The 13,915-nt window shown below is 41.7% G+C and carries 9 protein-coding genes; all 9 read right to left on the bottom strand.

Features of this window, described 5'->3' with window-relative positions; translation table 11 throughout:
• Nucleotides 1-5: 5 nt before the first annotated feature.
• Entirely contained in the window at nt 6-1,850 is a 1,845-nt protein-coding gene (locus N473_RS05410; RefSeq protein ID WP_155735529.1) for a GGDEF domain-containing protein, read from the bottom strand.
• Nucleotides 1,850-2,743 carry a hypothetical protein gene (locus tag N473_RS05405; protein WP_063367044.1) on the bottom strand — a complete coding sequence of 298 codons (894 nt, stop codon included), beginning with the start codon at nt 2,741-2,743 and terminating at the stop codon, nt 1,850-1,852. Before N473_RS05405 ends, N473_RS05410 begins: the two co-directional genes overlap by 1 nt.
• A 235-nt stretch (nt 2,744-2,978) precedes the next feature.
• Nucleotides 2,979-4,187: an ABC transporter permease gene (locus tag N473_RS05400; protein WP_063367043.1), complete on the bottom strand. Its 1,209-nt coding sequence runs from the start codon at nt 4,185-4,187 to the stop codon at nt 2,979-2,981.
• A 9-nt stretch (nt 4,188-4,196) separates the two neighbouring features.
• A complete protein-coding gene (locus N473_RS05395) occupies nt 4,197-5,531 on the bottom strand; it encodes an ABC transporter permease (protein ID WP_063367042.1) in 1,335 nt (444 codons plus the stop codon).
• A gap of 9 nt (nt 5,532-5,540) precedes the next feature.
• Nucleotides 5,541-6,224, bottom strand: a complete 684-nt coding sequence (locus N473_RS05390) for an ABC transporter ATP-binding protein (RefSeq protein ID WP_063367041.1) — start codon at nt 6,222-6,224, stop codon at nt 5,541-5,543.
• A 325-nt stretch (nt 6,225-6,549) separates the two neighbouring features.
• Nucleotides 6,550-7,761 carry an ABC transporter permease gene (locus tag N473_RS05385; RefSeq protein ID WP_063367040.1) on the bottom strand — a complete coding sequence of 404 codons (1,212 nt, stop codon included), beginning with the start codon at nt 7,759-7,761 and terminating at the stop codon, nt 6,550-6,552.
• An 11-nt stretch (nt 7,762-7,772) separates the two neighbouring features.
• Nucleotides 7,773-9,104, bottom strand: coding sequence for an ABC transporter permease (locus N473_RS05380; protein ID WP_063367039.1), 1,332 nt, complete (start codon nt 9,102-9,104; stop codon nt 7,773-7,775).
• Nucleotides 9,105-10,216: 1,112 nt separating this feature from the next.
• Complete coding sequence (metH, locus tag N473_RS05370) at nt 10,217-12,844, bottom strand: methionine synthase (RefSeq protein WP_063367037.1); 2,628 nt, start codon at nt 12,842-12,844, stop codon at nt 10,217-10,219.
• An 11-nt stretch (nt 12,845-12,855) separates the two neighbouring features.
• Entirely contained in the window at nt 12,856-13,878 is a 1,023-nt protein-coding gene (locus tag N473_RS05365) for a homocysteine S-methyltransferase family protein (protein ID WP_419555138.1), read from the bottom strand.
• Nucleotides 13,879-13,915: the final 37 nt, after the last annotated feature.

The raw sequence follows: 13,915 nt of genomic DNA, 5'->3' as shown, positions 1-13,915 counted from the left end.
TCAGATCAGTAGCTGGTTGACGCAACTACTTGACCGCTATTGATTAAACTTCGATAATCTTCATTCAATTGCTTAATTGATGAATTTAACGGCTGATTAAGGCTGTGTAACCCAACCCAAGCATTGCGATGCTCTTTTTTCGCCATATATAAGCCATTATCGGCAAGCTCAATAACCTGCTCCCAACTCAGTGTATGATTTGCACCGTTGGTAAGTGGATACGGCGCAAACCCAATGGAGCACGTCACTTGAATAGGTTGCTCGTTAACTAAAAATGGAAAGCACTCAACTTGCCTGCGAACACGCTCTACAGCCTCAATGGCCTCATTATGTGTCATATTCGGCATCACTATCAGAAACTCTTCTCCGCCCCAACGGATCACCAAATCACTTTCTCGCGTGCATTGTTTTAAAATATCCGCCACAGTCTGTAACACAATATCACCAGCAGCATGGCCATAGGTGTCATTGACCTTTTTGAAATGATCGATGTCCAATAAACAAAATATCATCTCTTTTTTTTCATTGTTCTTCGACGGATCAGGTTTGATCTGTGCATCTATCACACTAAAAAAATAATGACGATTGTTCAACCCCGTTAAGCTGTCAGTAAAGCTCAGGGCCTGCAATCGTTTATTACGTTCAGCGAGCTCAGCAGTCCGCTCTGTGACCTGCTGCTTTAACGTAATAAGGTATCGCTTGTTTTGCCACCTCCAATATCCAAAACCAACTACCAGCGCTATCAGTAATAGCCCTAAGACACCGCGTTGTTGTGCAAGGTGCGCATTGTCAATTTGCTGTTGGTGCTGAACAAGCTGCTGAGCCTGGAGCGCGTTATCCTTCTCTAACACACTCAATTGCTGTTTTTGGGCCGCGAGTGAATATTGTGCCTCAAGTTGTAAAAGCTTGTTATTACGCTTTTGCAGATTAAGGGCTTGCTGAGACAGTGCAAAACGCTTTAAATACAAGTGCGCTTGCTCAAAATCTCCAAGCTGTGCATACGCCCCTGCTAGAATATTTTGCAACATAGACTGCTCGGTCAAAAACCGTGTTCCAAAAGTTTCATTTAGAGCGTGTTTAGCGGTATTGATTGCCATTGCAAAGTCACCCGATTGCAAAGAGGCAGTCGCACTCATTAATTGATAACGAACGCGTAAATGTAAGTTACGTTCAAGCTCAGCCAACTTCACAAAGTCAGAGCTGATCAGCCCCTCAGCACGCTGATATTCTCCGATGCTCAAGTATGCCCATGCCCGAGCCAGTGCCAATTTAGTTGAAAGCATTTTATATTCGATTAAATTCGCATCGCTGAGCATTGTAAGGGCCTGGCGGAAACTGCCTTTGAGTAGATACAGCGAACCTTGCCACAGGATGTACTCTCCCATTAATGCATGCGCTTGCTCAGCAAGCACCTCTGTCGTGATTAAGTGATAGGCTTGATCCAATAATTGTTGAGCATATCGAAATCGTTCCAAATCCATCTCAAGCTGCGCCAATGCGAGGTAGATTTGTACCTCCAAAGCTGGCATATCTAAGTTTTTAGCAATATTTAACGCATCGTTATGTAAAACTAAGCTGTGTTTATAATCGCCAAAATGTTGCCGGATAAGCCCCTCTAACAATAAAGAACGCGCCTGTAAATTTTTTGCCCCTAATTGCTTTGACTGTTCTCTAAGTACGCGTACTTGGGGTAATAAATTTAGGTCGTAATCCTCTTTAAGACTATCCGTTAAATGCATCAGCATTTTAGATAAATCTTCGCGCTGTGATGACGAAGAGTCAACGCCCACACTTGCCCAAGTACCAAAACTCAGTAACCAATACGCCACTAACCAAGACAGACCCTTCATTATGGTGCGCCCTGTATTGGATGAAGCATTTGTTGGTTTACATAACGCCAGTCATCTACCAAATGGCTGATAAAACCGGATTGCTTTAATGCCTTATCAAGCACCCCCTGTGCCCTGAGTATTTTTAGCCCCCGGTTCAATGCTGCAAAAATCATCTCTCCTTGGGGATGATTTTTACTCACGATAAAGTGTCGGGAATCGGGCAACATCATTTTGATATTTTGAATAGGCACGTATTCACGCCCTTCAAAGTTTAGTAGTAAATCTTGGCTGACACTAAAATTAATTAACATGGCGTCGACCACTTCAGTCTCCACCATATTGAGCATGGTCTCCCAAGGCCCAATAAAGCTCACAATATTAATATCAGTATTATTCAAAGCTCGCCAATCCACTCGCCACCGAGGGTTGGCAACAACCGTTAATTGCTCTAACTGTTCTTGCGGCAAGTTTTGCAGTGCTACGTTGCGTTTCGTGACATAGAGCCCAGCCTCATATTGACCGAACTCAACCACGGGATCACTGACATACAATGATCCTCGGTAATTAATGATATCTTCATGCCAAACACTCCGCGCCAGTACCAAGCTCTCTCCTGATATCATATCTGAGAATTCAATAATATTGACCGATGGTTTAGGATTAAAAACGACTTCTCGAGTTTCACCACCAAGAAAGAGCGCTTGCTGAAGCAACACCATCTCGATGATCTCGATATGAGAGCCTTTAGTCGTAGGATAGAAGGATTTAACATCCAATGGCGAGCGACCGTTTAGAAATTCGGTATAACGTTGACTGAAGTTTTCACTGCTCATTATATCAACAACCAACTGGTTGTGAGCATACAGGCTCCCAGAACACAAACTGAGCCATACCCATATCAGCCACTTCATGCTTACCCCGCAATTTCTTACTAACTCTACTAAGAGTATACTAAAACCAATCGCTAAATGTTAACTTAAAGCAAACACAAAAATAAGCTTTTTTTACTACTTCATAGAATTTAACACAATAACAAGGACATAAAGATAAAGGTAACGTATTCAAAGGAAATAGGTCGAGGTGATTAGATTATTGTGTATCACACTCTATCAAACCAGTAAGGTTTAATAGAGTGTGTGTCAGTCACTACACCGAACGTGTTGCAATTGCAGGTGAAGTATTGGCTGTGTTATATACTGTTGGTATAACCGCTATCAAACTGGCAACACAGACACCGATTCCACCATACATAAAGTATTCATACGGAACAGCGTCTTGGCGAAACAACTCGATTAATTTGACATTAACTATCATGGCACAAAGACTACCTAATAGGATACCGATACCAACCACAATTAGACTTTCTAGAATATGAAATCGCATTATGTGGAATTTACTTGCACCTAATGCTCGTCTAGTACCAATTTGGCGACGGCGCTTCATCAACGTAAAACGCGCTTGCCCAAATACACCCAGCATAGTTAACATTATCAGTGCAATAGTAACACTCGACAAGATTATGAGTGATGACTTCATTGCTTTAAATCCAGTCTCACGCGTGTATTGAAAAGTATGTAAGTCTGTAACAAACTTGCTCGGTTGTTGCATTAAAAGCGCTTTTACATCAACCATCGCTTGCTCAAGTTGTCCAGGCTTTGCCCTTACCATAAATATATTCTCACCAGCCATAATATAATTCGGGAACACTACACTGCGCTCATTGCCTTGCCATTCGGCCCAAGGAGCTATTAACCTATCGATAACCCCAATGATTTGATAGGCTCGACCATTTATATATACAGCCTTCCCAACAGCAGTAGGCCAATCATTTGGCGCAACTCGCTCAGCCATCGCCTTGGTTACTAGGATTGAATTTGAGCGATCACTGTTGCCGTTAACGGTAAACTCCATCTCACTTTCTTCGAACCATCGACCCATGATTATCTCTAGGCCTAGCGTGCTAATATAATCCCGAGATCCCGCATAAGCTCCAGCCTGAGCAATATAACTGTCAGGATCCTCACTTGCATTTAACGAGTAGAATACCCCCCAGCCAGAGAGTGGCACTGAGTTTGTAACAGTGATACTTTCAACACTATTTAAATTTTTAATGTCAGCCAGATCTTGCTGTAATAACGCAACATAATCTTCAGGTTCAACCGGTAAGTTGCTCCGAAATGAAAACAAGACCTCTTCATCTAGACCACTTAACTCAGTCAACTCATGCAGCTTTGAAGAGGCCATAAATGAAACATTTATGAGAATAGTAAAGGCCACAGCAATTTGCACAATAAGCAAAAATGGGCCCGTTTTATTTTTCCACAGGGTTTTAAATATAGGGTTGAAATCCTTCATCAAATACTCCTATAAACTCTTAAGTTGGCTTGATAACTGGATACGCGTCGCTCGATAAATTGGCCATAACCCAAATAGCAATGACGTACCGACAGACAGTGCAACCGTACTGACCATCAAAGTAAAATTCATTGTCATCACATTCGCATGGTAACCTGGGTACATATCGGTTAAAGCGGCTAGGCCTAACTGGGCAAGCGCTAAACCGATAACCCCTCCTAAAAACCCAACTAATATAGACTCGCAACCAAATTGCACCGCAATATTTTTCTTTGTAGCCCCGACAGCTCGGCGCAGCCCCACTTCACCGCCCTTGCCATAAAATTTAGTCATCATCAAACTCATGACATTGCATAAACAGGCCAGTAAAAATGCTAACGCAAAGACAATGCCGAGTTTACTCTCTTCTGTAACTGCTCCCTCTTCCTCTAAAAACTCTGTGACAGACATCAAACGATTCGGTTCAGGTCTCTGGAATCTACCTACCTTTCTCTGCTCTTCTGTATAGTCGGACATGAACTGGAAATACTCATGCTTTTTTGCTTCAGATTCGAATTCCACCCAAAACCGGATCCATACACACTCAGATAACATGACATCTTTTAGAGTGGACGTTGCATCATCACCCCAGCAATACCATGCCATCGTCGCTGGAGAAAAAAAGTCGTTTCTTATTTGAGACTCGAGCGGCACAAAATAAGGCAATGTAGAGGTATACATGTGGTAAAATTTGACATAAAACTTAGGGGTTGGCTGCCACTCATCTATCACCCCAACTATGCGGTACAACTTGGAGTCCAATAAGATACTTTTTCCAACCGAGTTTGCGCCATTAAACAAACGGTCATTCTCTCGTTTAGACAAAACAATAACGGACTGCCCTAGCTCATCAGCTTCTTCACTCCAAGTGGTGCCGTAAATAAAAGGCGCACCAAAAACGCTAAAAAAATGCCTGCTTGTGGAACGTATATTGTGCATTTCCGCACTTTTCACATCCTGAGTTTCAGTGCGGACCAATGTACTAAATGAAACAAATGGCACATGTTTATTCGCTTTGTCCGCTGCCAGTAATGCCATTGCATCTTGGTATGTCAGCATACTTGGAATATCCGGTTCACCATTTCTTCTGTGGCCGATCGGCTCTGTTGGATCCCAAGAATTTAGATGTACCATAGCCACACGTTCACTTTTGTGGGGTAATGGGTTTTTACCCATCATATATCCCACAGTGATGGTGATCATGGCGGCAGCGATACCAATGGCTATGGTGCCGACCATTAATAGGCTCAACAAAGGCGTCTTTTTAAAGCTAAGCCAAGCCAGCTTAAAATAATAATTGCCCATATGACCCCCCTATGCGGTCATCGCAATTTTTTGTTCACTTAAATGGCCATCTCGTATCTCCACAATGCGACCAGCCTGCTTGGCTTGGTCCATATCGTGAGTTACCATTAAAATACTAGTACCTTGTTTATTGATGTCTCGTAATAATGACATAATGCCATCAGCCATCTTCGAATCTAAATTACCAGTAGGTTCGTCGGCGAGCAGGAAAGAAGGACTGCCCGCAAGGGCTCTTGCAATCGCAACACGCTGCTGTTGTCCTCCCGATAACTGCTGGGGGTAATGTGATTTTCGCCCTGCAAGTCCGACCTTTTCAAGCGCATTTAGCACCCTTTCAGTTCGCTCTTTAGCGCTGAAGTCTCGATACCTTAAAGGCATTTCCACATTGTCAAATAGGTTGAGTTCGGGGATTAAATTGAAGCTTTGAAATATGAAACCTATCTTTTGATTTCTCAGCGCTGACTTATGTTTATCAGATAACCCTGTTGTATCTTTGTCGTCTAAAAAGTACTGCCCTTCAGAATATTCTTCTAGTAAACCTGCAATATTCAGAAATGTGGTTTTACCCGATCCTGAAGGCCCAACTACCGCAACAAATTCCCCCTGCTTAATATCAAGGTCAAATGGCTGTAATGCCTGAGTTTTGACCGTATCAGTGAGAAAAGACTTTGCAACTCCTCGCATTTTTAACATGACATTTCCTTTAACGTTATTAACTAGTTATTCTACAGCGGTTCACTATTCTTACTAACGGCATAGCGTAGTGAAAAGAATATAGCTTGCTGTTCCATATGCTTTTTATTTAATACCCTGCCAATTCGGGAAAGTAAGTACCCAAAAAAACAACTAGAACATTGTAGTCGATAACGTCAAAAACAAACACAAAATTAATATAAAATTCACCAAAAAATCAATTCTGCGTAGCTCTGCACAAGGGAAGATCAACGAAGCAATTACAACAGAGAGTAACAAAATTAAGAATAGAAAAAGCCCACATCGAGTGAGCTCTTTGGTCGGTTTACACTGAACGCGTTGCCTCAGCCGGGGAAACATTTGCTGCTTTAATTGAGGGCTCAATAACCGCAACTAAACCTGCTATAAAAATGATCACTCCACCATATATAATATACGGTATCGGTACTGGGGAAAATGCAAAGTGCTCCACAATTAGATTATTAGCCAAAATAGTCACAATCACACCAATCGCAATGCCACATGTAGTGATTAAGGCATTTTCGAGTGTAAAATACCGTATTATTTCCACTCTGCTGGCTCCCAGTGCTCGCATTGTGCCTATTTGTTTTCGGCGTTTCAATACAGTGAATCGAGCCTGACCAAAAACACCTAACATAGTGATCAGCGACAACCCGACAATTACTGCCTGTAAAGTCGTATATGCTGCATTTTGTGCTTGATAAGCTGTTTCTTTCAATTCACTCATAGATTTCAACTCATCTATGTAACGTGACGGGTCCTGCATTAACAGCTCAACGACATCCCTCATACTTTTATCACGCTGCCCTTCATGCGCTCTAACAAGCACATTCATATCACCCATTATGAAAATCGTTGGATAGATCATATTATTATTCTTATGCGGCCAAAAACTCCAAGGGCCAACCAAATGTTCGACTATACCTCGAATGGTCTGTGGCGATTGATTTAGATAGACTGTTTTACCAAGCGCTTTATGCCAATCTTCAGGGTATAGTTCTTGAGCAAGTGCTTTAGTAATCACAATGCCGACAGCTCTGTCAGCTAAAAAAGAGCTCATGACACCTTCATCAATGAGCGAAAACCCCTCTCCAGCAATCAAATTTAATTCCATTGTTTCAATTATTTGATGCCCACCGGTAAAAAAAGCAGCTTTAGTGATATAGCCTGCCTCATTAGGGTCCAATCTAATTTCAAATCCCCCACCTCGATGAGAAAGTGGAATTGAGCTCACGGTTGTCACCTCTGCAACACTCTCAAGCGCTCTAATTGACTCTAAATCCCGATACAGGTTTGCCACCCTTTCATCCATATCTTCACCGTTGAGCGACATTTGAAATGAGAAAAGAGTATCTTCCGCTAAACCACTTGGATTATTAATGTCCGCATGTTTCACCACCATTAAATAGATAGAGTTGACCAAAATTGTAAACGTCACTGCAACTTGCAAAATAATCAGTAATGGGGCCATTTTTGAGTGTAAAAGCGACTTAATGATGGGTTTAAGATCTTTCATTTTCGTCCTTTTTATAAACTTTTTAACTGACTAGATGGCTGGATTTGACATGCTCTATATATTGGATAACCACCGAATAATATACTCGTCGCAACAGACACCAAGATCGTTATCATCACAAGCTCAATATTCATTGTCATCAACTGAGCATTTAAATGGCTATACACGTGCGCGGTCACTGATAAACCCATATTGGCAAGCACTAAACCCAAAACTCCACCAGCGAAGCCGACAAGTACAGCTTCACACGTAAATTGACAAGCAATATCCTGCTGACTCGCCCCTATGGCTCGCCTTAGCCCAACTTCAGAGCCCTTACCATGGAATTTTGTCATCATTAAGCTCATACAATTAAGTAGACAAGCAATGAGAAATGCCACAGCTAGCCAAACCGCAATTTTACTATCGCTGCTCACAACCTTACTGTATTTAATAAACTCATCAACATTAAAAATACGATTCATTTGCTCTCTAGGAAAACGTCCAAATTCGCGTTGCTCCATCGCATAATTGTTCACGAAGTTTAGGTAATCACTGCGCTGTTCAGCCGAATTTAATTCAATCCAAAAATACAACCAGACACACTCTGAATTCAGCACTGAGCTCAGCTCATTTAGGTCATAATCGCCCCAGCAATAAATACTGGTATCTTTTGTCGATAACCAGTTATTGTTTACCTGAGTCTGCAAAGGAATAAACATATCTCGAGCTTCAGTGAACATTTCTGGGCCCTCTAAATAAAACCTCGGTATTAATGGCCAATCATCCAAGACCCCCACCACACGATATAAAAGGCCACCGATTAATACTTCTTTACCTATTGAGTTTCGCCCGCCAAATAATCGCTCATTTCGTTGTTTTGATAAAACCACCACTTGCGTTCCTTGTTCATCCTCAAGTGATGACCAGGGATTACCGTATAAAAAAGGCGCTTCGAACATGTCAAAAAACTCATATGTTGTAGGCCTGATATAGGTTGATATAGCTTCACTTATGGGCTGCGTCGAACTACGTGCCATCGCTTTGTGGCTGCTTATAATAGTCTGATTAGCAGCAACTTTTTGCCTATATAAATTCATCGCATCTTGGTATGTGACGAACATAGGAATATCTTCCTTACCATCTCGCATCCGAAACATTTGCTCTGGGCTCCAAGAGCTTAAATGTACCGTAAACAAACGTTCACTCTTGCTTGGGATTGGGTCCTTATTCATCATATAACTGACTGTATAAGTTATCATGGTTGCTGCTATGCCAACCGAAATCGTCGCAATCATTAAAAAGCTTAAAAGAGGGGTTCTTCTCAAGCTTATGACTGCCAGCTTGATATAATAAAACAGCATATTCACTCCTGAGTAACTTTGGCGATATTTAACAAATTACAGAGTGAAGACAAACTATACTTTTCAAGTGCCTTGCCCTCTTGCCTAAGATTTACTTTCAAACGGTAGTTAACTAGCTGAGAGACATTTATTTTATATATCATTGCAATTAATCCATTAACAAAAATTGCGATACAAAACGGCTGTGAAACGTATTTTTTAAAGATACGCTTGCTGTTTGAATGGGCAAAAATTGAATTACTTATCATTATTATTCCTCACAAATCCTTGATTAATATATGAACTTCCTTTTGTTCACTTGTAGAGCCTCGCACTCTATTATCTCTTTCATTTTATTACATAGCCATATTGGCGGGCTATTTAATTTGCTCCCAAAAAAACAAAAAATACACAATATAAAAACCCAAAAGATACATAACAAACATCTAAAAGTCACCAATAAAGCCATCTAAAGACAAGTTAAATAACTATTTAACGCTAACTTCAGAGGCATGATTTTTGTATGTTACACAAGAAATGAATTTCATTTAATCTATATAAAAATTAGTGATTTAAGAACACAAACGTCGCAACTTAGTCCGCTAGCCTATTAACTTAATAAGGTTACTTAACGGTAATACCTCTGTAGCTGCTCACCTTTTTTACTAACCTACCTTCAATCCACTTTTATCAGTGCTTAATGGTCAAAAATCTTTCTTTATTTACCTTTAATAGTTCGCGTATCTACTTCCTAAAATTGCTCTGTTAAACGATTCGACAATTTAAAAGCATACAAAGCCAGATAAAGTACCTCATCGATTAACCAAATCAATTATTTCAATCACAGAACCAATATTAATATTTGTATTAATAATTTCATATCTCAATAAAGACTCAGTATCTGGAGTTAGGCTTACCAATCTTGATTAGATCGTATTAACAATGTGCGTAATGTTATGTATCTATTAAACGCACCTATTAGAAAACACTTTTTACCTAAAGTACACACAAAAATATAACATGGTGCTATTTATATGCAACTTACTCATGATATTGAAAACAACAGGGATTAAAAGTGAATAAGTGCATCAGAAACATCGCTGTCTGATGCACTTCTAGAAGGGTAATTTAGCTTAAGCTTCATAACCTAAATTAGGAGACAACCACCGCTCAGCTTCCTCTAAAGACATATCACTTCTGTGAGCATAGTCTTCCACCTGGTCTTTTTGGATTGCTGCAACCGCAAAATACTTCGAATCAGGGTGTGAGAAATACCAACCTGAAACCGCAGCACCAGGCCACATAGCATAAGAACTGGTCAATTTCATATTGATGCGCTTTTCTACATCCAGTAACGCCCAGATTTTTTTCTTTTCGGTGTGCTCAGGGCAAGCCGGATAACCTGGTGCAGGACGAATACCTTGGTAATTTTCACGGATAAGCTCTTCGTTGCTCAGCGACTCATCCGCTGCAAATCCCCAGTACTCTTTTCGCACCTGTTCGTGCAAATACTCAGCAAAGGCTTCTGCTAATCTATCTGCAACCGCTTTAACCATAATCTTGTTATAATCATCTTGTTGCGCATCAAACGCATCCGCTAAGTCATCTTCTTCAAGACCACCTGTCACCGCAAATGCCCCAAAGTAATCATCAATCCCTTTTGGCGCGACATAGTCTGCTAAGCAATAATTCGGAAAGTCCGTTTTTTCTGTTTGTTGACGTAGCTGACACGATTTTAGAATGACTTCTGAGCGAGACTCATCAGTGTAAATTTCAATATCATCATCCACACGGTTTGCAGGGAATAAACCAATGACGCCAAGCGGTTGTAATTTGCCTGTCTGCTCCAAATCATCGAGCATGGCATTGGCATCTGCAAATAACTTTTTCGCCTCTTCACCGACAATGTCATCTTCTAAAATGCGCGGATATTTACCCGCTAAAGACCATGTCATGAAATACGGTGTCCAATCGATGTATTTACGTAAAGTGGCAATACTGACATCTTTAAACTCAGTAATACCCAACTTTTTAGGCTTTGGTGGGGTGTAGTTATCCCAATCCAATTTCGTCGCATTGTCACGCGCACGGGCGAGCGTCACCGGCTTTGAACGCGGTTTTTTACGCGCTTGTTGCTCACGCACTTTGACATATTCATTGGCTGTTTTCTCTAGGAACACAGGCTTTTGAGTATCACTTAGTAGGCTAGACACCACCCCAACAGCTCGGCTAGCATTGTTCACATAAATAACGCCTTTGTCATACTGAGGCTCAATCTTCACCGCGGTATGCGCTTTAGATGTGGTTGCCCCACCAATTAATAATGGAATATCAAAGCCGCGACGAGTCATTTCTTTCGCCACATGTACCATTTCATCCAGTGATGGAGTAATGAGGCCAGATAAGCCAATGGCATCTGCTTTTTCATCAATGGCCGTTTGCAAGATCTTTTCAGCAGGGACCATAACACCTAAGTCAACCACTTCATAGTTATTACACTGCAACACAACCCCCACAATATTTTTACCAATATCGTGAACATCGCCTTTTACGGTGGCCATAACGATTTTACCGTTACTTGCGCCCTCTTCTTTTTCCGCTTCAATAAACGGGTCAAGGTAGGCCACAGCTCGCTTCATTACACGGGCCGATTTAACCACCTGAGGCAGGAACATTTTACCAGCACCAAATAAATCACCGACCACATTCATACCATCCATCAGTGGTCCTTCGATCACTTGGATAGGCTTATCAAAGCTTAAACGACACTCTTCTGTATCTTCATCAATATACTCAGTGATCCCTTTTACAAGGGCATGCTCTAGCCTTTTCGCAACCGGCCATGTGCGCCACTCTAAATCCTCTTTTTTCTCAGCTTGCGCCATACCTGAGTATTTAGGGGCAATATCCACTAAGCGCTCACCAGCACCTGGGTCAGTATTGAGGATCACATCCTCAACAGCATTTCTCAATTCAAGTGGAATATCGTCATACACCGCCAATTGACTGGCGTTGACTATCCCCATATCCATACCTGCTTTGATGGCATGGTATAAAAAGACTGAATGGATAGCTTCACGAACTGGGTTGTTGCCTCGGAACGAGAACGACACGTTCGACACACCGCCAGATACCTTACAGTGCGGGAGATTTTGTTTTATGCGGCGCGTGCCCTCAATAAATTCAACGGCATAGTTATCATGTTCTTCAATACCGGTGGCAACGGCAAAGATATTAGGGTCAAAGATAATGTCTTCAGGCGGGAAGCCAAGCTCATCCACAAGAATTTTGTACGAGCGCTGACAAATTTCAAACTTACGATCTGCCGTTTCAGCCTGACCGACTTCGTCAAACGCCATCACAACAACAGCTGCACCAAAGCGCTTTAATACCTTAGCCTGTTTTACAAAAGGCTCTCTACCCTCTTTCAACGAGATAGAGTTTACAATGGCCTTACCCTGAATACACTTCAGGCCAGCGACGATGACATCCCACTTCGAGGAGTCAACCATAATAGGTACTTTTGAGATTTCAGGCTCAGAGGCAATCAAGTTTAAAAACTTCACCATCGCCATTTTTGAGTCCAACATGGCTTCATCCATGTTGATATCAATCACCTGTGCACCGCCTTCAACCTGCTCTCTGGCAACTTCCAGCGCTGTTTCGTAATCTTCTTCTAAAATGAGGCGTTTAAATCGCGCAGAACCGGTAACATTGGTTCTTTCTCCAACGTTGGTAAATACAGCTGTAGCTTGCGTCATAATGATACTTCCTAATTCAGATTACAGGCTTCAAGGCCAGATAAACGCATACGCACTTCAAGCTCAGGAAGCTTACGTGGTGACACGGTTGTCAAACCATTTGCGAAAGCTTTAATATGCTCAGGTGTCGTACCACAGCACCCACCAACTATATTAATAAAACCTTCTTGACCCCAGTCAACAATCTCTCTACTCATGTCATCGGCTTCTAAATCATACTCACCAAATTCATTTGGTAAGCCTGCATTAGGGTGCACTGATGTAAAGGTTTCACATACGCGTGATAACTCTTCAACATAAGGACGCAGTAAATCAGGTCCCAGCGCGCAATTTAAACCAATAGAGATCGGTTTGATATGACGAATAGAGTTATAAAATGCTTCTGTGGTTTGACCTGACAAAGTACGACCAGACGCATCTGTAATAGTACCTGAAATCATTACAGGCAAGCGGATCCCCGCTTGCTCAAATGCCTCTTCTACACCATAGGCTGCCGCTTTAGCATTAAGCGTATCAAAAATCGTTTCAATCAAAATAAGGTGCGCGCCGCCCTCAATTAAGGCAAGGGTTGATTCAATATATGCTTCCACCAGCGCATCAAAGGTCACGTTACGGTAACCCGGATCATTTACATCAGGAGAAATAGAGCAAGTTTTTGACGTCGGACCAAGCACCCCGCCTACATAACGCGGTTTACTTGGATCTTTGGCAGTAAATTCATCACAAACTTGGCGGGCTAACTTTGCTGACTCGAAATTAATTTCACGGCTTAGGCTCGCCATGTCATAGTCTTCCATCGAAATAGTCGTCGAGTTAAACGTATTAGTTTCGATGATATCAGCACCGGCTTCTAAGTATTCACGGTGTATTTGCTTAATCACATCAGGCTGCGTGAGGCTCAATAAATCGTTGTTGCCTTTGATCAACACATGCCAATCTTTAAAACGCTCACCACGGTAATCCTCTTCCTCAAACTTATGTTTTTGGATCATGGTGCCCATGGCACCATCTAAAATGACAATACGCTCTTGCATGGTTTTTTTCAGCGCTTCAGATACGGCTTGCCCATCG

This window comes from Pseudoalteromonas luteoviolacea CPMOR-1, assembly GCF_001625685.1.
Taxonomy (GTDB): domain Bacteria; phylum Pseudomonadota; class Gammaproteobacteria; order Enterobacterales; family Alteromonadaceae; genus Pseudoalteromonas; species Pseudoalteromonas luteoviolacea_K.
Note: the sequence above shows the minus strand (reverse complement) of the source record. Positions and strands in the feature narration are given on the sequence as shown.